Raw genomic sequence first — 20,170 nt, 5'->3', positions numbered from 1 at the left:
AGACGGCCGAAGACGGCCGCGAGGGACCGAGATTGCCGATGCCGACCGCCATTCGCCTTGCCTACAAGGTCGTCTTCGATGCGATCTGGCACTTTTCCGAAGACGACGGCTGGGCGATGGCGAGCCATGTCGCGCTCTCGACGCTGCTGGCGATCTTCCCCTTCCTGATCTTCGGCACGGCGCTCGGCTCCTTCCTTGGCGCTGACCAGTTCGCCGAAACCGCCGTGCACCTGATCTTCGATACCTGGCCGGAATCGATCGCCGCACCGATCTCGCGCGAGGTCGTCGCGGTGCTCACCATCCCGCGCGGCGGCTTGCTGACGGTCTCCGTGCTCGCCGCCGCCTATTTCGCCTCGAACGGGGTGGAGGCGCTGCGCGTCTCGCTCAACCGCGCCTACCGGGTGGCCGAGACGCGCTACTGGTACGTCACGCGCCTCGCCAGCCTCGGCTTCGTCATCGCCGGCGTCCTGGCATTGGCGGTCATCAGCATCGTGCTCGTCGCCGCGCCCCTTGCGGTCCGGGCGACGGGCGACTGGCTGCCCTGGCTCACGTATGTCTATTCCTGGGTGGAAAGCTGGGGGCTGTTCGGCACCATCCTGGTGCTGCTCGTCGGCCTCCTGATCGCCCATCTATGGCTACCGGCCGGCCGACGGAAGATCGCCGACGTGCTGCCCGGCATCCTGGTGACGCTCATCGCCTGGGGCATCGGCGCCTATGCCTTCGCCTCCTACCTCGCCACCTTCGCCAACTATGTCTCGACCTATGCCGGCCTCGCCTCGATCATGATCGCGCTGGTCTTCCTATACATCGTCGGGGCGATCTTCATCATCGGCGCGGAGATCAACGCGGCGCTGATGAAATACCGGGTGAAGCACCTGATCCTCGACCGGATCCGCGGCGTGCGCAAGCCGCCGCAGCCCGAGGAGGATTCAATGGAGGACGAAGCCATAGCCCGCGAGCAGGGCGCGAATGCCGGCCGGTGACACGCCCCTTTCCCGGTAGGCCGTAAGGCCGGTATCCTCATTGCTCTTGGACAGTTTCCGTCCATCCGGCCCCGGCACCAGCCCATGGTGCCGATAGGAGGGCGCCGGCAGGCCGAGCAGGCTCTGCAGGAGGCGGTGCACGGCCGTCGCATGAAAGAGATCCTGCCCGCGCACCACGTCGGTAATGCCCTGCGCCGCATCGTCGAGCACCACGGCAAGGTGGTAGCTCGCCGGCGCATCCGGCCGCGAGAGGATGACATCGCCCCAGCGCTCCGGCCGCGCCGCGACGGTGCCCGTCTCGCCCTCCGGCCCCTCGCCCGCCTCCGACCATGAGAGCGCCTCCGGCACGAGCGCCAGCGCCTTCTCCATGTCGAGCCGCCAGGCGTGCTGGCGGCCTGCAGCGATCCAGCCGAGCGCCCGGTCCCGGTCGAGCGAGCGCTCCTCCGTCGGATAGAGCGGCGCGCCATCGGGATCGCGCGGCCACACGCCGCCCGCAGCCTCCTGCGCCAGAACCCGCGCCCTCACCTCGCCGCGGCTGAGGAACCCCGGATAGAGCACACCCATCGCTTTCAGCCGCTCCAGCGCCGCGCCGTAGAAGGCAAGGTGCTCCGACTGGCGCCGCACCGGCTTTTCCCAGTCGAGGCCGAGCCAAGCGAGATCGCGATAGATCGCCGCTTCGAATTCGGGCCGCGAGCGGGCGGGATCGATGTCTTCCATGCGCAGCAGGAACCGCCCGCCGCAGGCCGCGGCAAGGTCGTGGTTGAGGATCGCCGACAGCGCATGGCCGAGATGCAGAAGGCCGTTCGGGCTCGGCGCGAACCGGAAGACACGATTTTTTGACAAAGCAGTTTGCATGAGGTCTTCTGGCACGAAGAGGTGCGTTACGCCACCAAAGCATGCCGCGCAGAGACGCGCAGCGGTTTGCAGGGGTCTTGGGACAAGTGAGGACCTGAACCGCAAAGGCCGCGGTGACGGCAGGGGTCGAGGCCGCTCGGGAAAATGCAGTTGCACATGATCAGGACGGATGCGGATGTCGCGGCGGGTCTCGTCGACCTCGCTTTGCTCGACGCGCGCCTTTTCACCGTCATCGACAAGGCCGGCCCCGTGCCGCTTCGCCGTCTCTCGCCCGGTTATCGCGGCCTTGCCGGCATCATCGTCGCGCAGATGGTCTCGCGCGCCAGCGCGGACGCCATCTGGCACCGGCTCGAGAAGACGGCCGGCGACATCACGCCCCACCATATCCTCGATCTTTCCGACGAGGATTGCCGCGCCGTCGGCCTCTCGCGCGCCAAGACGGAGACACTGCGCCGTGCCGCGGAAATGGTCGACCGCGGCGAACTCGATCTCGACGCGATCTGCCACATGGAGGCGGCAGCGGCCAGTCGCAGGCTGACCGCGGTCAAGGGCATCGGCCGCTGGACGGCGGATGTCTACCTGCTCTTTTGCGGCGGCCATCCGGATATCTTCCCGTCCGGCGACATCGCGCTGCAAAACGCGGTGGCCCATGCGCTCGGCCTTGCCGTGCGCCCGAGCCCGCAGGAACTCGACCGGATCGCGGAGGGCTGGTCGCCCTGGCGCGGCGTCTCCGCCCGGCTGTTCTGGGCCTACTATTCCAGGGAGATGCGCCGCGAGGCGGTGCCGGTGCTCGAAGGCTGAGCTTCCCGCGAAATAGCTTGTTTTCGCTTTTCCTTTCCCGCTTCACAATGCTGTAACAACGGGCCTAATATAGAAGGGCAGATGCCGAATCGATCAGGAGAAGCCCTTGACGATTTCTGTTTCACCACAGGCCCTGCCAGCCCTTGTACTGAATGCTGACTACAGGCCGCTGAGTTATTATCCCTTGTCGCTCTGGTCCTGGCAGGACGCGATCAAGGCCGTGTTTCTAGACCGCGTAAACATCATCGCCGAATACGAGCATTCGGTGTCTTCCCCGAGTTTCACGATGCGCCTGCCAAGCGTCGTGTGCCTGAAAACATACGTGCAGCCGTCACGCCACCCGGCCTTCACCCGGTTCAACGTGTTCCTGCGCGACAGGTTCGAATGCCAGTACTGCGGGTCGCCGGACGACCTGACCTTCGACCATGTCATCCCGCGCGCCCATGGCGGCGAGACGACCTGGTGCAACGTGGTCGCGGCCTGCTCCCCGTGCAATCTGAGAAAAGGCAGCAAGCTGCCGAAGCAGGCGGGCATGCACCCGCATCAGAAGCCCTACCAGCCGACGGTTCAGGATCTGCACAACAACGGGCGACTGTTTCCACCCAACTATCTGCACGAAAGCTGGATGGACTATCTCTACTGGGACGTCGAACTGCAGCCCTGATGCCGGAACCGCAGAGACGCCAGGCGTTTTTGCGGCACCCACAGGCATTTGCGACCGGGTTGCGGGGATATCAAGCTTTCGCCGACCGCACGCCCGAAAAGGCGATCGCGGCGAGGATGAGGCTTGCGATCACATTCCAGCCGGCAAAGGAAAGGCCGAGGAAACGGAAGGAGGCTTCCGTGCAGGATGGCCCGTGCTTGGAATTGAGGTCGGCAAGGAGATCGCCGGCATTCTGCGTGACGCCCTGCGCCGAGGTCGCGCAGGTCGCAGGTCCCTCCCAGAAGCCCCATTCGACACCCGCATGGTAGACGCCCATGCCCGCGCCGACGAGCATCATGATGCCGGCGATGGCGAGCAGGAGCCGCGTCAGCCAGGCCGGGCCGCCGAAGAGCGCCGACAGCAGCGCGGCAATCGCGACCGGGATGCCGTAATAGTAGGGATCGCGCTGCAAAAGGCAGAGCGCACAGGGAATATAGCCGCCGATATGCTCGAAGCCGAGCGCCCCGCCCACGGTCGCCGCCATGCCGAGCGTCAGGAGGCCTGCGGATGTCTTGCGGGAAAGGTCGAGGGATGCGGTCATCGGCATTGTCCAATCGGGCCGGCGGGGATGCCGGCGGAACGGCGCCGATTTCTATCAGGTGAGGCGACGTTGTAAATCACCCGCACGCATATGTGATCATAAGCGCACGCGGATTTGCCGGTTGCCGCCCGCGAACGCATCGTGTAAACGGCGATGGCTGCAAGTGCCGTGCCCCATTGGCGGAACTGGTAGACGCGCTCGACTCAAAATCGAGTTCCGAAAGGAGTGCTGGTTCGATTCCGGCATGGGGCACCATAACTTTTCAGGAAATGCCGGTTTCTCAGGCGTTGCAGCCAATGTGGCAGATTTACCCCATCGTTCAGGGATTGCCGCGACTTAGCGTGCCGGCGGATCCTGCACTGGCTGCACATCGGGAACATCCGGGCCGGGTTCGGGAATATCATCGGGCACCACATCGGGGGCCGGCTCTTCGACAGGCCGCTGCGGCACATCCTCGGGCAGGTCGGGCGAGCGCTCGGGCGGCGTCTTCGGGCCGGAATGTTCGGTGTCAACGGTCATGTTCATCTCCTCTCGATATGAGAACAGGCCCGACGCTGCAATGTTCCCTTGGCGCGTTCGATGAGCGATGCGCGAACCGCTGAGGCCGGAGGATATTTGACCGAACGTGATGCGGTGATATTTTCCTTCGCATCTCAGGAGGCAAGACATTGCGACGAGCTGTGACCGTACTCTTTGCCATGACCTTGGTGTCATGCCAGACGCCCGCGCCGGAGGAGGTACTAACCCCGCAAACGGGCCGTTATGCATTGACCGCCGAGGACCAGGCCGCGATAGAGGCAGGGATTGATCGCTCTTCCGGGCAACAAGGATCGAAACTGGTGGAGGCGACAGCCGCGGCCGAAAGTGGCGGAGGGACCTATGTCTGCGGTACTTTCAGTACTGCCAGAGGCGGTGAACAGCGCCGCTTTATCGGCAAGCTGACCCACGTTTCGAGCGAAACGTTCAACACCGTTCTGTTCACCGTCATGGACATGGTTGCCTCGGCGGACGCCGCCGGCCTGGACGAGCGATGCAAGGTTCACGGCGTGATGTAGCCGGCATCGAAACATGCGTGTTCATCCGCCGTTCATCTGGCGGAAGCCAAGTTTGCGAAGCCGCTGTGCATGCGGCAAGAGAGGCCCGTAAAGCATCCCCATACCCTCGGCGGGCCTCTCCCTGTCATCGCAGTGATGGAGGCGCTGTTGGACATGGACACGACACGCGATGTTCTGAAAGAAGCGATCGACGATATCGTTCGTGAAGAAAGGCAGCGGGCGGCGCGGGACCTGCTACGCATTGCCGAAGGGATTGCGGATCTCGCCAAGGCCAGCAGAGCGGCCTTGGATATGGCCGGAGACCATGCCGGGAACGAAGCCCTCGACCACGAAACGCAGGGATTTCAGAGCGGCAAGGGCGACAGGACGGCAACGACCGGAGCGCTGGCTGCACAATGCCCGCGGGTCAGCAAATAGATCGCACCGCCGAGCAGGAACCCGGCCGCGCCGTATATGACGAACCAGAAGCGCGAGAGATAGCCGTCCCAGCTCCGAATCCGCGATGTGACTTCACAAGCGATCGAGAAAAGGACCAACCCGACGAGGGCATATGCAATCGCGCCATCACACCTGAAGATGCGAATGAAGTCGTCCAAACTCAACCCGCCCTCCTCAGATTGCCCCCCACAATCAAAACCACGTCCAGGCCGCCCAAAAACAGGCATAGGCAATGACGCCGATAATGAAAATCAAAGCGAGCTGCCGAGCCATAACGCAACATCTCCCCTGGTTCGACAACGAGAAGATGCATCGTCCGGGCGGCGGAGTCGATAGCGGCCGGCATGCTCCCCTAATTGTCCGCGCCTGCAAGTTGTCTCCGCTCAGCTCTTGTCCCTGCCGGGACCCGGCTGCAAACTTTCGATCAGGGATCCGAGTGCGGCCACGATCGCGTTCCGGCTATAGGGCTTGCGCACGATGGGAACACCTGCCAATGCTTCAGGGAGTTCCGCACCCTCTCCGTAGCCTGTCGCGAACACAAAGGGTGTCCCTCTTTTGCGCAGCTCTTCGGCGACGGCGAAGGAGTTCGTCGGGCCGAGATTGATATCGAGGATAGCAAGGTCGGGCGGGTTGGCTTCGATCTGTGCCATTGCCTGCTTGACGGAGCTGGTGGTCGCGACCTTCGACAGGCCCTCATCGGCGAGCATGGCCTCCAGGTCGAGGGCTATGAGGATCTGGTCCTCGACGATGAGCACCGCTGGATCGGCTGCGCTCAAAGCGTTGGGTCGCTCGGAGGTGTCATCCACCATGCGCGTTGCCGGCCCCGAACCGGATGACGCGAGCTTCACATGCGGGGGCGGAATCCTGAAGACGGCTTCCAGCCCGGACGGCTCGAAGCGGATCGCGCTTTCGCCGTTGAGGTCGTAGGGAACGCTCCGCTCGATCAATGCGCTGCCGAAGCCGCTGCGAGAGGGAACATGCACGACAGGGCCGCCATGTTCGCGCCAACGGATCTCGCAGACGGCCTCCCCGGTCATCGCCCAGGAAATCTCCACGGAGCCCGTCGCCATCGACAAGGCCCCGTATTTGGCGGCATTGGTCGCGAGTTCGTGAAACACCAGCGCCATGACGGAGAAGGCCCGGCTGTCGAGCCAGACGGACGGGCCGGAAAGGCGGATGGTCGACGCCTTTGCCCTGTAGGGCTGAAGTTCCGCCTGCAGCAGCTCGGCGAGGATGCCGCCGCCATCGCCGCGAACCACCTGGTCATGGGCGACCGAGAGGGCCTCGATGCGACCCTGAAGAGTGGCAACATAGTCCTCAAGCGTGCTCTTGTGATGCTGCGGGCTCGTCACCAGCGACTTGATGACGGCCAGGATGTTTTTCACACGGTGGCTCAGTTCCTGGTTCAGCATGCGCTGCCGCACTTCGGACTTGCGCCGCTCGCCGGCCATCAGTTCGTTGTGGCGCAGAACGATCTCGACGATGGAAACCCGTGCTATTTCCGCAATTTCCCGCTCGGGCTCCGTCCAGGCCTGAGCCTGGTCCTTCACCGTTTCCTTCCAGATCGCAAAGCTCTTGCGCGGCGTAAGCCGGTCGCCAAGCGGACCCGTCTCGTAGGTCTTTTCCGGATTGCCCGCCCAGTCGAGCGTCTGGACCAGTTCCTTTCGGAAGAAGAGCAGGCAATCCGATCCTGTCTGCGAGAGCGGAATAGCGAGCACGCCGGCCACGCGGTCGCCGTAGGCCGCGGCTTCGGGCACCTTCTGCGACAGCGCATGGGTCGCCCATACGCGGCCCTCGCTGACCATCCTGATGAAACCGAGGAGATGGGGAACCGCGTCCTCCGGCGGGGTGGCGCCGAGACCCGTCCACTTTCCCTCGAACATCACGCCGACGCCGTCATTCGGCAGGAGCCGGGAGAATTCGCGCAGGCTCTGGCGCAGCAGTTCGCCGACGTCCTCGTGATGGGACGATAGGATGAGGAACCGGTCGAGCGCCTCGCGGGTGCCGGCAACGGCCGCGACGCGCCGGCGCTCCTTGAGTGATTTGAGGTGCAGGGAGAAGAATTCGCCGAACACCTCCATGGCCACGCGCTGCGCCATGGGCAAGGCGCGCGGCGAATAGTGATGGCAGGCGATCAGTCCCCAAAGCGTGCCATCGAGGATGATCGAGATCGACATGGACGCCGCCACGCCCATGTTGCGCAAATATTCGCAATGGATCGGCGAGACGCTGCGCAGATGCGCAAAGCTGAGATCGAGAGGCTCGCCGGACGCGTCGAGCACGGGGCTGACCGGCACCCGCTCGCCGCTGGTATCGGCTATGACGCGGATCGTGTTCTTGAGATAGAGCGTACGCGCCTGCTGTGGAATGTCGCTCGCCGGAAAGTACTGGCCGAGGAAGCTCTCGAGATCCGCGCGTTTCGTCTCGCTGACGACCTTGCCCGAGCCGTCCTGCTCAAAACGATAGATCATCACGCGGTCGTAGCCGGTCGCGCCCGCAACGATCCGCCCCGCGCGTTGCACGAGGCGATCGACATCCGTGATATCGCTGATGCGACCGATCATTTCCCGCGCGATATGCAGCGGCTGGCCGACGGAGGGCGCCGGCTCGAACTCGATGATGACGGCAGACTTGTAGTGATGGATCGCGATGTCAAACACGCGCTCGCCGCACACCATGTCGAGAAGAAGCGCTGGCCGCGACGCGCTCGACGCCGTTGCGAGTGCGTTGCGCAGGTCATGCAGCAGTTTTTGTCCGATAACGTCGACGGCGCTGCGGCCGAGCGGATTGCAGTCGTGGCCAAGAACCGCCCGTGCATTCTCGGAAGCCCTCTCGATCCTCGTCAGGCCGATATCGCAGGCGAGAAGGCATCCATGCGACTGGATGCTGCCCGGGATGTGGATAGGCTCGCTGTCGCAGGTATCGAGATTGACGGGTTCAGTGGACGACAAGAAGTTCACTTTCAAAGCATTGCAGCGCGAGCGCGAAGACGGCATTGGCGGACGCAGCGGCCTGGTCGATGTCGAAGTCCGCAGCCTCGTCCAAGAGCAGGAGAAAAGCGTGCCACTGCGTCAGGTCCTTCGACAGGACGGCGAGATGCCGCGCGCCAAAGGCCTCGTCAAACCCAAGCGCCGCCGCCCGCCGGCAAAGAACCCGCGCACCGAGCGTGGAGCCCTCCAGCACATAGAGCGCACCGAGCAGGGCACTTTGGTCGGCAAGCGCGATGTCGTGGCTGGCCTCACCCGCGGCTGGAAGGCCGAGATCGATTGCGTCCTTGTCAAGCGATCTGGCGAGGGCGGTAGGGCGCCAGGACCAGCCGACCGGCCAGGCGACACGCTGCAACGCCCCATCCATCGCGGTCCGGAAACTGGCAAGCCCCATCAGATAGTGCCGATATTCCTCGATGGTGCAGAAGCTACCAACGGCTGCATCCAACCGCTCATGCGCCGTCCGCGTGCGTTTCCTCAGGTCAAAGCGTCGTTCGCTACCGTCCATCTCTTCTCCACATCGGGAATACCAACATCGCCCGATGCTCAATTCACCCGCCTTCCTCTGTTTGAAACGGCGGCGTCTCAATCGAATACTGGCAGGACGCAGCGGAACCGGCGAACAATCGCCGTGGAAGGTAGGTCGCTGCGTCCCTCACGACAAGTGCAAGCAGGACCGTTTGGGTAAGAAAGAAAAGCGGCGTGCGCGCTCAACGCATTTTTTGATAGTTCACACGGCCGCGGACATGGGGATTCGCCGAGAGGCGTTTCCGCAAGTCCACCCAACACCGCCACCGGCATGGCGAGAAAGTCCCGGCGCAACCGAATAGGCCGGCTGGATCAGCCGTATTCCTGGAATTATCGGAGGCGCGGGCGTCTTGCGCATCCCCATGCTGCACCTGCACAAGGCGGAGGACAGATGAGCGACTGGATCCTGTTCATCATAGGGCTTGCCATCGCCCTGGCTTTTTCCTTCATCCTGAACACGTTCTTCCTCGGTTCGTTCGTCGCGGGCATGAAGCGCTACCTGCTGGGGCGCATCGTCGGCGGCACGATACGGAACACCAGGATCGACCACGAGGCGACCCATCGTACGCTCGGCCTGTTCGGGCTCCAGACACGCAATGGCGGGCCAGGCGACGAGGAAATCGATCGCCTGCGTCCCAAGCGCTGGCAGGAAATATTGACGTGGATCTGCTATGCCGGCATGGGCGCAGGCTTTGCGCTGATGATCTATGCCAAAGTCCGATAGCCAGGCAGCAGGCACCGGCCCTGCCGCCCGCGGACGCCATGTCGGTCCTGCACGCGGGCGCGGCACGAGGCGCCTACCGATCTCAACGGTCGGCTGCGCGCAAATCATCGATCCGGATCGCTGCCTAGTCCTTCAAAAAATTTGCTTTTTAGCGGGAACAAATTTTGCACGGCCGCATTTATCCGGTGCAACGACAGACACCCCCGGATGTGGTTGCGGAGGGGGACCCGAGAGCGATGTGCACGCTCTTGGGTCTCAACCATGTCGGGGGCAAGGTCGTCGACATGGGACGACACCTGTCTTTCCTTCAGCCATAGAAGAACAAATTCGTTCATTCCGCGTTTTCAAGCGGACGCCGAGGAAGAGGAGCGCGACATGGTCTTCAAGGAAGGTACCTTCAAGGGCGAGCAGCCCGAGCATTTCGACGGACCGCACCCGGCCTGGCTCGAGACCAGGGTGGCGGACGCGCTGTCCATCGCCGGCGATGTGGATGCCTCCGACGTGAGGGTGACCTGCAAGGGCAGGCGGATCATCCTTTCCGGAAGCGTCGGCTCTGCCGAAGAGGCGGACCGGGCCGTCGCGATCGCTGCCTCCGTCAAGGAGGTCAGCGAGGTGGACAACCGCCTCTCCTGGCTCTGACGCCTGCGAAAAGCTGCCATTGCCGGCGGCCCCTCCGGAATGCTAGGTGCAATGCAGCAAACTGGAGTGACGCCGGATGCTCGCCGAGAGATCGACCTATGATGCGCTGTACCGGGACTTCCGCTGGCAGATCCCCGAGCGGTTCAACATAGGCGCCGCGGTTTCCAATACCTGGGCGGCGCGCGCGCCGGACCGGGTCTGCCTCCAGCATTTCCTGCCGGACGCGCCGCCGCTCTCACTCACCTATGGCGAGCTCGCCGCCCGGTCGGATGCCTTCGCCGCCGCCCTTGCCGCGGAAGGGGTGAAGGTCGGCGACCGCGTCGCGATCCTGCTGCCGCAGGGCTTCGAAACGGTCATATCGCATCTGGCGATCTACAAGCTCGGCGCCATCGCCCTGCCGCTCGCCTTGCTCTTCGGCGCCGATGCGCTCTCCTTCCGGCTGAAGAATGCCGAGGCGAAGGCGATCGTCACCAATCGTTTCGGCCTGGAGCGCCTGCAGCCGATCCGGGCGGAGCTGCCGACGCTGGATCTGGTGATCGCCACCGAGCCGGCTGCAGGCGCCACGGCAAAGCCCTTCGAGGACCTCATCGTCCACCATTCCGGCCCCTTCGCGGCCGTGGACAGCAGCCCGGACGATCCGGCGATGATGATCTACACGTCGGGCACGACGGGGCCGCCGAAGGGCGCGCTGCACGGCCATCGCGTGCTGCTCGGCCATGTGCCGGGCTTCCAGATGCATCACGAATTCCTGCCTCAGCCGGGCGACCGCATCTGGACGCCCTCCGACTGGGCCTGGGCGGGCGGGCTTCTCAACGTGCTCCTGCCGGCGCTGCTGCTCGGCGTGCCCGTCGTCTCCTCGCCGGGCCAGAAATTCGACCCCGACATGGCCTATCGGATCATGCAGGACATGGACGTGCGCAATGCCTTCATCCCGCCGACGGCGCTGCGGCTGATGAAAACGGTGGAAAGTCCCCGCGAAAAATACCGGCTCAACCTGCGCACCATCGGCTCGGCCGGCGAATCGCTCGGCCGCGAGACCTGGGAATGGGTGCGTGACACGCTGGGCATCACCATCAACGAGTTCTACGGCCAGACCGAGTGCAACATCGTGCTCGGCTCGATCGGCAGGCTCGGCGTGTCGCGGCCGGGGCCGATCGGCAAGCCGGTGCCCGGCCATGTGGTGGCCATCATCGATGCGAACGGCCGGGAAATGCCGCGCGGCACCGTCGGCCAGGTCGCGGTGAAGCGGCCCGATCCCGTCATGTTCCTCGGCTACTGGAAGAACGAGAAGGCAACGGCGGAAAAATTCATTGGCGACTGGATGACGACCGGCGATCTCGGCCGCATGGACGAGGAAGGCTACGTCACCTTCTTCGGCCGCGACGACGACGTCATCACCTCCTCCGGCTACCGCATCGGGCCGAGCGAGATCGAGGATTGCCTGGCCGGCCACCCGGCCGTGCAGCTTGCCGCCGCCGTGGGCAAGCCCGATCCGGTGCGCACGGAGATCGTCAAGGCCTATGTGATGCTGCGCCCCGGCAACGCACCCTCGGACGCCCTGGCGAGCGATATCCGCGACTGGGTGAAATCGCGGCTCTCCATGCACGAATATCCGCGCGAGGTGGATTTCGTCGATGCTCTCCCGCTGACGACCTCCGGCAAGGTCATCCGCCACCTCCTGCGCAAGCGGGCGGCGGAGGAAACGCCGTTCGCCGCCTAGTTCCTTGGCGCTTTAAAATATTGGGCTGCCGCCCGGGCCGCAGTGACCTCAGCGGCGCGCGAGCGCGCGGATCTTCTCGCGCAGCAGCCGCGCGACATTGCGCGTGTTGCGATAAAGGTGAAGCTGCGTCGCCACCTGGCGCACGTCGCGGTCGCGGTTCTGCTGCAGGCCGACGACGAGCGTGCCCATATCCTCGCGCTCCTCCCAGAAGCGGCTCATGACCGGATGATCCGGCACCGCGCAGGAATCGGACCGGGCGATATTGGCGTCGTCGAGATGCCACTCCGTCAGCTCCGCCACGAGCAGCTTGCCGGGCGAGAACTTCGCGAACTCCTCGTCATAGGCCGTCTTCCACGTATAGGCCTCGCCACCCATCATGAAGACGATCATCGAGGCGATGGCGCGGCCGTCGAGGTCGAGCGTATGGATGCGCACGCCGTCGGTCTCGGCAAGGTTGCTGATCGCCTCGCGGGCGAAGGCGGCGCGATAGCGGTCGTTGATCATCGCCGTGCGGCCGCGGCCCTTCCAGCCCGAGGCTTCGAGCAGCAGGAACTCCTCCATGCGCAGCCGGATGTCGGCGGGCTGGCGGGCGACGTTGTAGAAGAGCGCGCCCATCGCATCGAGCTTGCGCCATTGCCGGCGCAATTCGCGGAAATGCTCCGGCGAGATGGCCCGCTGCAGATAGGTCTGGCCGTCGAGCAGGCTCTCCAGCATCGGGCGGCGATAGGTATCGGTGACGGTGACGGGAAGGTTGCGGCCGATGGCAACCGCGCGCATCAGCTGCGCGAAGGCGCCGTTGAGGCGCAGGTCCGGCAGGACGAGGATGCCCGGCAGGCCGCTGCCGGTGCCGCCAAGGGCCTCGAGCACATTGTCGAGCGTTTCGGCGGCATCCTCGGCATCGACCAGCGGCGTCCCGAGCGGCCCGAACGGGTTCGACCAGGCGCGCAGAATGCTGGAGCCGATGGAAAAGCCCGGCTTCTCGATGGAGAATGGCATGAGGAAGCGCATGCGGCTGCGCCCGGCATTCTCGTCGCGCAGCACCGAAAGGCGCACCGTGCGATCCTCGAGGCGCGGCATGGCGGGCGCGAGGAAGCGGCCGGAGAAGAAGACGTTCGGCTCCATGACGCGGTTCGACAGGAAATCGAGTTCCTGCTGCAACTCATAGCCGGCCGTCGCCGGATAGAGCGCCAGCGACCGGCCGGGGCGGCCGACAGCGATGCGCTGGTCGGCCGGTGGGGCATGCGGCAGGGCGGGCGGAATGGCGGCCTGGGCGCGTCCTGCCGCGATCGTGTGGTCGAAGCCGTAGCTATCGGTCATGGCGGTCCATCCCGTTGGCAAGGCTTGCCTTCACCGGATTGGCGAAGGCGAAGAGAATGATGGAGAGTTTCCGGCGCACGACGAGGTGCAGCAGCATCGCCTCGACGATCATGGCGCCGGTGGTGGCGGCGGCCGCGCCCGTCAGGCCGAAGAGCGGAATGAGCGTGACGTTGAAGCTGATGTTCGCCGCCAGCGCCACGGCATAGACGACGACGCAGAGTTTCTGCTGGCCGGCCATGGTGAGCAGCACCTCGCCCGGCCCGATCAGCGCCTTGGCGAGAATGCCGGCGAAGAGGATGAACATCAGGCTGTAGCCCGCCGTGAAGGCGGCACCGAACAGCGACAGCAGGAAATGGCCGAGCGCCAGCACGCCGAGCCCGACTACCAGCGACGGCCAGAAGCTCCAGCGCACCGTCTCGCCGGCAAAGCGCGCCAGCGCCACCCGGTCGCCGGCGGCAAACAACGCGGAAAAGCGCGGCGCGGCGGCGGCCTTCACCGAGAAGAAGACGAAATGGACGAGCGCCATGGTCTTTGCCGCGGCGAAGTAGATGGCGACGCTTTCCGGGTCGAGATAGAGGCCGACGACGATGACGTCGGAATTGGTAAGCAGGAAACCGAACCCCTCGATGAGGAAGATCGGCAGTGCCGCCTTGATCCAGAGGGCGAATTCCAGCTTGCGCGGCCCCTTGACGTAACGCCTGCTGAGCCGTCGCAGGATGTTGAAGAACTGCACGACGGTGGTGAGGTAGGTGGCGGCGAGCGCGGCGACCATGGCGGTGAGCGCCGTATGGGGCGCATCCAGAGACACCGCCAGCACCATGAAGGCGAGGATCAGCAGCGGGCGGATGATATAGGTCGGGCTGAGGGCCACCACCGCCCAGCTGTGGGCGCGTGCCGTGCTGTCGAGCACATCGCCGAGCGCGATCATCGGCATGCAGAAGAGGCCGACGAAGAGCGGCACGACGTAATAGTCGGCAAAGCTTTCGTGGAAGACCCAGAGGACGAGCAGACCGATGGTCGCCAGCACCGTCGAGGACAGCATGGCGAAGACGCGCGCCGTCGAGGTGAGGCCGCGGATCTCCGCATGCGCGCTGCGCCCGGCATAGTCCGGCAGGAAGCGCACCACGGTGGTGTGGATACCGAGACAGGACAGGTCGCCGAAGATGACGACGAGCGCCCAGACGAAGACGAAGATGCCGTATTCGAACTCGCCCATCACGCGGGCAAGGACGATCTGCGAGAGGAAGGCGATCGCCGCGTTGATGACGCGGATGGCGAAGGTGATGAGCGCCATGCGCTGGGCGAGGTTGCGGGGATCGTCGCTGACGAGGATCGTTCCGAGCGCGCGCACCAGCGGTTCCGCCTTGCCGCGCAGGGCCGATGGCAGCAATTTCTCCGCCGACTGAATGACCGCCATCAACACAGGAACCCGTACGCAACGCAGAACTGAACGATAGCCAGTCTTGTCAGATCAGGGTTAACAAACGGTTCGGCCGCAAAGAAAGTGCAGCCCGGACGCGGCAGTCAAAAGACCAACCGGGGATTGAGCCCTCTCCTCCGTCTTGGTCGGGCCTGACCCGACCATCCATGCTATAAACGCCGTGCACACTGCGCGAATCCTCGGGTCGAGCCCGAGGATGACGCTGGAGGGTGGAGGCGGCGGACAGGGTCAGCCGCCAACGTCATTTTTCGATCAAGCCTGCTCGAAGGCGCCGTGGCAATGCTTGTATTTCTTGCCCGAGCCGCAGGGGCAGGCCTCGTTGCGCGAAACGCGGCCCCAGGTCGACGGATCGTTCGGATCGCGGTTTTCCGGCGAAACGCCGACAGCCATGAAGCCGCCGCCATTGCCTTCGCCGAAATCGTCCTCGCCGGTGGTGCCGTCGATATGATGGCCTTCCATCTCCGGCGGCACCGGCGCGGGGGCATCGGCGGCCTGGCGCACCAGTTCGACGCGCATCAGCTGCGCGGTGACGGTCTGGCGCAGGTTCGCCAGCAGCGCCTGGAAGAGCTCGAAGGCCTCGGCCTTGTATTCCTGCAGCGGATCGCGCTGGGCATAGCCGCGGAAGCCGATGACGGAGCGCAGGTGATCGAGGTTGACGATGTGCTCGCGCCAGAGATGGTCCAGCGTCTGGAGCAGCACGGAGCGCTCGACATAGGTCATGATCTCGGGGCCGAAGCGCTCCGCACGGTCGGCGGCAGCCTGGTCGGTCGCCTTGTGGAGGCGCTCCAGGATGTCCTTCTCGTCGATGCCTTCCTCGGCCGCCCAGGCGTCGATCGGCAGATCGAGGTTGAGCTGTTCGAGAACGCCCTTCTTGAGGCCCGCGACATCCCACTGCTCGGCATAGGCATTTTCCGGGATGTGCAGGCGGACGAGGTTCTCCACCACTTCGTGGCGCATGTCGCCGACGATTTCGGACAGGTTCTCGCCGTCCATCAGCTCGATGCGCTGCTCGAAGATGACCTTGCGCTGGTCGTTCAGCACGTCGTCATATTTCAGGAGGTTCTTGCGGATGTCGAAGTTGCGCGCCTCGACCTTTTTCTGCGCGCGCTCCAGCGCCTTGTTGATCCAGGGATGGACGATCGCCTCGCCTTCCTTGAGACCGAGCTTCTGCAGCATGGAATCCATGCGCTCGGAGCCGAAGATGCGCATCAGGTCGTCCTGCAGCGACAGGAAGAACTTGGAGCGGCCCGGGTCGCCCTGGCGGCCGGAACGGCCACGCAGCTGATTATCGATGCGGCGGCTTTCATGGCGTTCGGTGGCGAGAACATAGAGGCCGCCGGCGGCGAGCGCCTGCTCCTTCAGCTTCTTCACCTCGGCGACGATGGCCTCGCGTTTCGCATCGCGCTCCGGACCCGGCTCCATCTCGGCAAGTTCGCGCTCGAGACGCATGTCGAGGTTGCCGCCGAGCTGGATGTCGGTGCCGCGGCCGGCCATGTTGGTGGCGATCGTCACGGCGCCCGGCACGCCGGCCTGCGAGACGATATAGGCCTCCTGCTCGTGGTAGCGGGCATTGAGGACCTGGAAGTCCTTGAAGCCCGACATCTTCAGCCGCTCGGCGAGATATTCAGACTTTTCGATCGAGGTCGTGCCGACGAGGACCGGCTGGCCCTTCTCCCTGGCGTCCTTGATCTCCTGGATGATCGCCTTGTACTTCTCCTCGACCGTCCGGTAGACCTCGTCGTCCTCGTCGAGGCGCTGGATCGGCAGGTTGGTCGGCACTTCGACGACGTCGAGGCCGTAGATGTTGCCGAATTCCTCGGCTTCCGTGGAGGCCGTGCCCGTCATGCCGCCGAGCTTGGAATACATGCGGAAATAATTCTGGAAGGTGATCGAGGCCAGCGTCTGGTTTTCCGGCTGGATCGTGACCTTTTCCTTGGCTTCCAGCGCCTGGTGCTGGCCTTCCGAATAGCGCCGGCCCGGCATCATGCGGCCGGTGAACTCGTCGATGATGACGATCTCGTCGTTGCGGACGATGTAGTCCTTGTCGCGGGTGAAGAGCTTGTGCGCCTTCAGCGCATTGTTGATGTGGTGGACGATGGCGACGTTCTCGACGTCGTAGAGCGATTCGCCCTTGAGAAGCCCCGCCTGGCGCAGGAGACCTTCCAGCTTCTCCGTGCCGACTTCGGAGAAGTTGGCCGAACGCTGCTTCTCGTCGATCTCGTAGTCCGCCTCGTCCAGCATCGGGATGAAGGTGTCGATCGTCGTATAGAGGTCGGAGCGGTCGTCGAGGGGGCCGGAAATGATCAGCGGCGTGCGCGCCTCGTCGACGAGGATGGAGTCCACTTCGTCGACGATGGCGAAGAAATGGCCGCGCTGCACCATCTGGCCGCGCTCGTACTTCATGTTGTCGCGCAGATAGTCGAAGCCGAGTTCGTTGTTCGTCGCGTAGGTGATGTCTGAGGCATAGGCGGCGCGGCGCTGGTCGTCGTCGAGGCCGTGCACGATGACGCCGGTGGTGAGCCCCAGGAAGCCGTAGATCTTGCCCATCTGGGCGCTGTCACGGGTGGCGAGGTAGTCGTTGACCGTGACGACATGCACGCCCTTGCCGGCGAGCGCGTTGAGATAGACGGGCAGCGTCGCGACGAGCGTCTTGCCTTCACCGGTCTTCATCTCGGCGATCGATTTCTCGTGCAGGATCATGCCGCCGATCAGCTGGACGTCGAAGGGACGCAGGCCAAGGACGCGGAAGGCCGCTTCGCGGGCGACGGCAAAGGCCGGGACCAGGATATCGTCGAGCGTCTTGCCGGCGGCGAGCTGCTCGCGGAATTCCGCGGTCTTCGCCCGCAGCGCTTCGTCGGAAAGCGCCTTCATCTCGGGTTCGAGCGCATTGATGGCATCGACGCGGGGCTTGTAGGAGCGGATGCGACGATCGTTCGAGGAACCGAACAACTTGCGGGCTAGGCCGCCGAGGCTGACCATCAGGATGGTCCTTTCTTTGTGGCACCCGGCGCGTGACAGGTCGCACGATATTTGCGCGCAAAGCCTTGAGACGCCCGGAAACTGTTCTGGACGCGGGATTGCGTGACAGATAAGAGGGGGGTCGAATGATGTCAACGGCTCAGGCGGTTGCACAACTGCCACATTCTGGTGGTGTTGAGCCGTCTGGCACCGGATATCGGCCCGATTCCGGCGAGGATGTGAAAGGTCTTTTTCGATATGTTCAAGTACAGCAAGCTCGCAGCAGTCGCCCTGATCGCGATTGCCGCCGCAAGCACCAGCGCCGGCGCACAGGATGCGGCGGCCGACCCGGTCATCGCCAAGGTCGGCACGGTCGAGATCCACGAATCGGAGCTGAAGCTCGCCATTGCCGGCCTCGACCCGCAGCTCGCCAACCTGCCGGACGAGCAGAAGCGCGTCGCCGCCCTCTCCTCGATCATCGACGTGAAGCTGCTCGCCGCCGACGCCGGCAAGGAAGGCCTGCAGGATACGCCCGACTTCAAGCAGCGCCTCGCCTTCCTCACTGATCGCGAGCTGCACAACGCCTATTTCAAGAAGCACGTCGTCGACGCCGTGACCCCGGAAGAGGTGAAGGCACGCTACGACAAGGAAGTCGCCGCCATCGAGCCGGAAGATGAAATCCGCGCCCGCCACATCCTCGTCAAGACCGAGGAAGAGGCCAAGGCCGTGATCGCCGAACTCGATGCCGGCAAGGACTTCGTCGAGATCGCCAAGGAAAAGTCGACCGACCCGAACAAGTCCGAAGGCGGCGACCTCGGCTATTTCGGCAAGGGCCGCATGGTTCCGGAATTCGAGACGGCCGCCTTCGCCTTAGAGAAGGGCGCCTATTCCAAGGAACCGGTGAAGAGCCAGTTCGGCTTCCACGTCATCAAGGTCGAGGACAAGCGCAAGCAGCAGCCCCCGGCGCTCGACCAGGTCGAAAGCCAGGTTCGCCAGCTCGTCATGCGCGACAAGTATCTGGAACTCCTGGAAAAGGCCAAGGCCGCGGCCCCCGTCGACATCCAGGACGCCGCGCTGAAGACCGCCTATGACGCGGTCAACAAGCCGGAAGCGGCAGGTGAAGGCGAAGGCGCGCCGGCAACCGAAGGCCAGCAGTAATCGACAACGGCCCGGCGACTGCCGGGCCTTTCTTGAAACAGGAAAGCACGATGTCCGGTTCCGTCTCCCCGCTCGCTCCCAAAACCTATGCCGACATGCCGCCTGTGCGCGGCGTGCGCATGGCGACCGCCGCCGCCGGGATCAAGTACAAGAACCGGACGGACGTGCTGATGATGGTGTTCGACCGCCCCGCGGCGGTCGCCGGTGTCTTCACCCGCTCGAAATGCCCCTCCGCGCCGGTCGATTTCTGCCGCGCCAATCTTCCGGGCGGCGTTGCCCGCGCCGTGGTGGTCAATTCCGGCAATGCGAATGCCTTCACCGGCCGCAAGGGCCGCGAATCGACGCAGTTGACCGCGGAGGCCGCCGCAAGGGCCGTCGGCTGCAGCGAAGGCGAGGTCTTCCTTGCCTCGACCGGCGTCATCGGCGAGCCGCTCGACGCGACGAAATTCTCCGGCGTGCTCGACAGCCTCGCCGCCTCCGGCACGGAGGACTTCTGGTTCGAGGCCGCCAAGGCCATCATGACGACGGACACCTATCCGAAGGTCGCCACGCGCACGGCCGAACTCGGCGGCGTCACCGTCCGCATCAACGGCATCGCCAAGGGCGCCGGCATGATCGCGCCGGACATGGCGACCATGCTCTCCTTCGTCGTCACCGACGCAAGCATTCCCGCATCGGTGCTGCAATCGCTGCTCTCGGCGGGCGTCGGTGCGACCTTCAATTCCGTCACCGTCGACAGCGACACCTCGACCTCGGACACGCTGATGCTGTTTGCGACCGGCGCGGCCGAGGGCCAGGCGCCGGTGACGGCTGACGATGCCACGCTCGACGGTTTCCGCGCCGCTCTCAACGACCTCCTGCGCGACCTTGCGCTCCAGGTCGTACGCGATGGCGAAGGCGCGCGGAAAATGGTGGAAATCACCGTCGAGGGCGCCGAAAACGACACGGCGGCCAAGCGCATCGCCCTATCGATCGCCAATTCTCCGCTGGTCAAGACCGCCGTTGCCGGCGAGGACGCCAACTGGGGCCGCGTCGTCATGGCCGTCGGCAAATCCGGCGAGATGGCCGACCGCGACCGCCTCGCCATCTGGTTCGGCGACATCCGCGTCGCCGTCGACGGCGAGCGCGACCCCGCCTATTCCGAAGAGGCGGCCACCGCCGTCATGCAGCGCGAGGACATCCCTGTCCGCGTCGAGATCGGCCTCGGCACCGGCAAGGCGACGGTCTGGACCTGCGACCTCACCAAGGAATATGTCGAGATCAACGGCGACTACCGCAGCTGATGCCGCTCCAGCAGATACGCGCAGCGTTTGCTGGTAAAG

At 64.5% G+C, this 20,170-nt stretch carries 18 protein-coding genes and 1 tRNA gene; 11 read left to right on the top strand and 8 right to left on the bottom strand.

Annotation, left to right across the window (positions count from 1 at the left end):
* Positions 1 to 38: 38 nt before the first annotated feature.
* The gene (locus MUU56_RS21800) at positions 39 to 983 is read left to right on the top strand and encodes a YihY/virulence factor BrkB family protein (protein WP_244769374.1); all 945 of its coding nucleotides are present in this window, start codon (positions 39 to 41) and stop codon (positions 981 to 983) included.
* On the opposite strand, the gene gluQRS is transcribed toward MUU56_RS21800, so the two are convergent.
* Complete coding sequence (gene gluQRS, locus MUU56_RS21795; RefSeq protein ID WP_244769373.1) at positions 930 to 1,838, bottom strand: tRNA glutamyl-Q(34) synthetase GluQRS; 909 nt, start codon at positions 1,836 to 1,838, stop codon at positions 930 to 932. The two genes, MUU56_RS21800 and gluQRS, sit on opposite strands and share 54 nt — an antisense overlap.
* Positions 1,839 to 1,988: 150 nt before the next feature.
* Here gluQRS and MUU56_RS21790 point away from each other — a divergent pair, with 150 nt between their 5' ends.
* Complete coding sequence (locus MUU56_RS21790; RefSeq protein WP_244769372.1) at positions 1,989 to 2,639, top strand: DNA-3-methyladenine glycosylase family protein; 651 nt, start codon at positions 1,989 to 1,991, stop codon at positions 2,637 to 2,639.
* Between the two features lie 106 nt (positions 2,640 to 2,745).
* Complete coding sequence (locus MUU56_RS21785) at positions 2,746 to 3,303, top strand: HNH endonuclease (protein WP_024271138.1); 558 nt, start codon at positions 2,746 to 2,748, stop codon at positions 3,301 to 3,303.
* 70 nt (positions 3,304 to 3,373) lie between these two features.
* Here the strand turns inward: MUU56_RS21785 and MUU56_RS21780 are convergent, their stop codons facing one another.
* On the bottom strand, positions 3,374 to 3,889 hold the full coding sequence (locus tag MUU56_RS21780; protein WP_398431381.1) for a disulfide bond formation protein B: 516 nt from the start codon (positions 3,887 to 3,889) through the stop codon (positions 3,374 to 3,376).
* A gap of 164 nt (positions 3,890 to 4,053) precedes the next feature.
* Between MUU56_RS21780 and MUU56_RS21775 the strand changes: the two genes are divergently transcribed.
* Positions 4,054 to 4,138, top strand: a tRNA-Leu gene (locus MUU56_RS21775).
* 81 nt (positions 4,139 to 4,219) lie between these two features.
* Here the strand turns inward: MUU56_RS21775 and MUU56_RS21770 are convergent.
* Positions 4,220 to 4,402 (bottom strand): hypothetical protein, encoded by a 183-nt coding sequence (locus tag MUU56_RS21770; protein ID WP_244769370.1) that lies wholly within the window; start codon positions 4,400 to 4,402, stop codon positions 4,220 to 4,222.
* A 161-nt stretch (positions 4,403 to 4,563) separates the two neighbouring features.
* Between MUU56_RS21770 and MUU56_RS21765 the strand changes: the two genes are divergently transcribed.
* Both MUU56_RS21765 and MUU56_RS21760 read left to right on the top strand, forming a co-directional pair.
* Entirely contained in the window at positions 4,564 to 4,938 is a 375-nt protein-coding gene (locus MUU56_RS21765; RefSeq protein ID WP_244769369.1) for a hypothetical protein, read from the top strand.
* A 147-nt stretch (positions 4,939 to 5,085) separates the two neighbouring features.
* Entirely contained in the window at positions 5,086 to 5,355 is a 270-nt protein-coding gene (locus MUU56_RS21760; RefSeq protein ID WP_244769368.1) for a hypothetical protein, read from the top strand.
* Positions 5,356 to 5,759: 404 nt separating this feature from the next.
* On the opposite strand, the gene MUU56_RS21755 is transcribed toward MUU56_RS21760, so the two are convergent.
* Positions 5,760 to 8,327 (bottom strand): HWE histidine kinase domain-containing protein, encoded by a 2,568-nt coding sequence (locus MUU56_RS21755; protein ID WP_244769367.1) that lies wholly within the window; start codon positions 8,325 to 8,327, stop codon positions 5,760 to 5,762.
* Entirely contained in the window at positions 8,314 to 8,871 is a 558-nt protein-coding gene (locus tag MUU56_RS32725; protein WP_280531130.1) for a biliverdin-producing heme oxygenase, read from the bottom strand. The genes MUU56_RS21755 and MUU56_RS32725 overlap by 14 nt, the downstream gene beginning before the upstream one ends.
* 411 nt (positions 8,872 to 9,282) lie before the next feature.
* Here MUU56_RS32725 and MUU56_RS21745 point away from each other — a divergent pair, with 411 nt between their 5' ends.
* From MUU56_RS21745 to MUU56_RS21735, 3 genes are all read left to right on the top strand, one after another.
* Positions 9,283 to 9,615: a hypothetical protein gene (locus tag MUU56_RS21745; RefSeq protein WP_244769366.1), complete on the top strand. Its 333-nt coding sequence runs from the start codon at positions 9,283 to 9,285 to the stop codon at positions 9,613 to 9,615.
* A 375-nt stretch (positions 9,616 to 9,990) separates the two neighbouring features.
* Positions 9,991 to 10,254, top strand: a complete 264-nt coding sequence (locus MUU56_RS21740) for a BON domain-containing protein (protein ID WP_244769365.1) — start codon at positions 9,991 to 9,993, stop codon at positions 10,252 to 10,254.
* Between the two features lie 76 nt (positions 10,255 to 10,330).
* Entirely contained in the window at positions 10,331 to 11,974 is a 1,644-nt protein-coding gene (locus MUU56_RS21735; RefSeq protein WP_244769364.1) for an AMP-binding protein, read from the top strand.
* Between the two features lie 48 nt (positions 11,975 to 12,022).
* On the opposite strand, the gene MUU56_RS21730 is transcribed toward MUU56_RS21735, so the two are convergent.
* The 3 genes from MUU56_RS21730 to secA form a co-directional block, all read right to left on the bottom strand.
* Positions 12,023 to 13,291 carry a GNAT family N-acetyltransferase gene (locus MUU56_RS21730; RefSeq protein ID WP_244769363.1) on the bottom strand — a complete coding sequence of 423 codons (1,269 nt, stop codon included), beginning with the start codon at positions 13,289 to 13,291 and terminating at the stop codon, positions 12,023 to 12,025.
* Positions 13,281 to 14,708, bottom strand: coding sequence for a lipopolysaccharide biosynthesis protein (locus tag MUU56_RS21725; protein WP_244769362.1), 1,428 nt, complete (start codon positions 14,706 to 14,708; stop codon positions 13,281 to 13,283). Before MUU56_RS21725 ends, MUU56_RS21730 begins: the two co-directional genes overlap by 11 nt.
* A gap of 276 nt (positions 14,709 to 14,984) precedes the next feature.
* Positions 14,985 to 17,711, bottom strand: a complete 2,727-nt coding sequence (gene secA, locus MUU56_RS21720) for a preprotein translocase subunit SecA (protein ID WP_244769361.1) — start codon at positions 17,709 to 17,711, stop codon at positions 14,985 to 14,987.
* A gap of 237 nt (positions 17,712 to 17,948) precedes the next feature.
* On the opposite strand from secA, the gene MUU56_RS21715 reads away from it, so the two are divergent.
* Together MUU56_RS21715 and argJ are read left to right on the top strand one after the other, a co-directional pair.
* The gene (locus tag MUU56_RS21715; RefSeq protein ID WP_244769360.1) at positions 17,949 to 18,848 is read left to right on the top strand and encodes a peptidylprolyl isomerase; all 900 of its coding nucleotides are present in this window, start codon (positions 17,949 to 17,951) and stop codon (positions 18,846 to 18,848) included.
* A 50-nt stretch (positions 18,849 to 18,898) separates the two neighbouring features.
* The gene (argJ, locus tag MUU56_RS21710) at positions 18,899 to 20,131 is read left to right on the top strand and encodes a bifunctional glutamate N-acetyltransferase/amino-acid acetyltransferase ArgJ (protein ID WP_244769359.1); all 1,233 of its coding nucleotides are present in this window, start codon (positions 18,899 to 18,901) and stop codon (positions 20,129 to 20,131) included.
* Positions 20,132 to 20,170: the final 39 nt, after the last annotated feature.

The organism is Shinella yambaruensis (assembly GCF_022899355.1).
GTDB lineage: Bacteria > Pseudomonadota > Alphaproteobacteria > Rhizobiales > Rhizobiaceae > Shinella > Shinella yambaruensis.
Note: the sequence above shows the minus strand (reverse complement) of the source record. Positions and strands in the feature narration are given on the sequence as shown.

Coding starts and splice junctions, on each gene's coding strand:
- MUU56_RS21800 (WP_244769374.1), top strand. CDS start 39: ATGCCGACCGCCATTCGCCTTGCCTACAAGGTCGTCTTCGATGCGATC.
- MUU56_RS21725 (WP_244769362.1), bottom strand. CDS start 14,708: ATGGCGGTCATTCAGTCGGCGGAGAAATTGCTGCCATCGGCCCTGCGC.
- argJ (WP_244769359.1), top strand. CDS start 18,899: ATGTCCGGTTCCGTCTCCCCGCTCGCTCCCAAAACCTATGCCGACATG.
- MUU56_RS21780 (WP_398431381.1), bottom strand. CDS start 3,889: ATGCCGATGACCGCATCCCTCGACCTTTCCCGCAAGACATCCGCAGGC.
- MUU56_RS21735 (WP_244769364.1), top strand. CDS start 10,331: ATGCTCGCCGAGAGATCGACCTATGATGCGCTGTACCGGGACTTCCGC.
- MUU56_RS21730 (WP_244769363.1), bottom strand. CDS start 13,291: ATGACCGATAGCTACGGCTTCGACCACACGATCGCGGCAGGACGCGCC.
- gluQRS (WP_244769373.1), bottom strand. CDS start 1,838: ATGCAAACTGCTTTGTCAAAAAATCGTGTCTTCCGGTTCGCGCCGAGC.
- MUU56_RS21745 (WP_244769366.1), top strand. CDS start 9,283: ATGAGCGACTGGATCCTGTTCATCATAGGGCTTGCCATCGCCCTGGCT.
- MUU56_RS21770 (WP_244769370.1), bottom strand. CDS start 4,402: ATGACCGTTGACACCGAACATTCCGGCCCGAAGACGCCGCCCGAGCGC.
- MUU56_RS21715 (WP_244769360.1), top strand. CDS start 17,949: ATGTTCAAGTACAGCAAGCTCGCAGCAGTCGCCCTGATCGCGATTGCC.
- MUU56_RS21740 (WP_244769365.1), top strand. CDS start 9,991: ATGGTCTTCAAGGAAGGTACCTTCAAGGGCGAGCAGCCCGAGCATTTC.
- secA (WP_244769361.1), bottom strand. CDS start 17,711: ATGGTCAGCCTCGGCGGCCTAGCCCGCAAGTTGTTCGGTTCCTCGAAC.
- MUU56_RS32725 (WP_280531130.1), bottom strand. CDS start 8,871: ATGGACGGTAGCGAACGACGCTTTGACCTGAGGAAACGCACGCGGACG.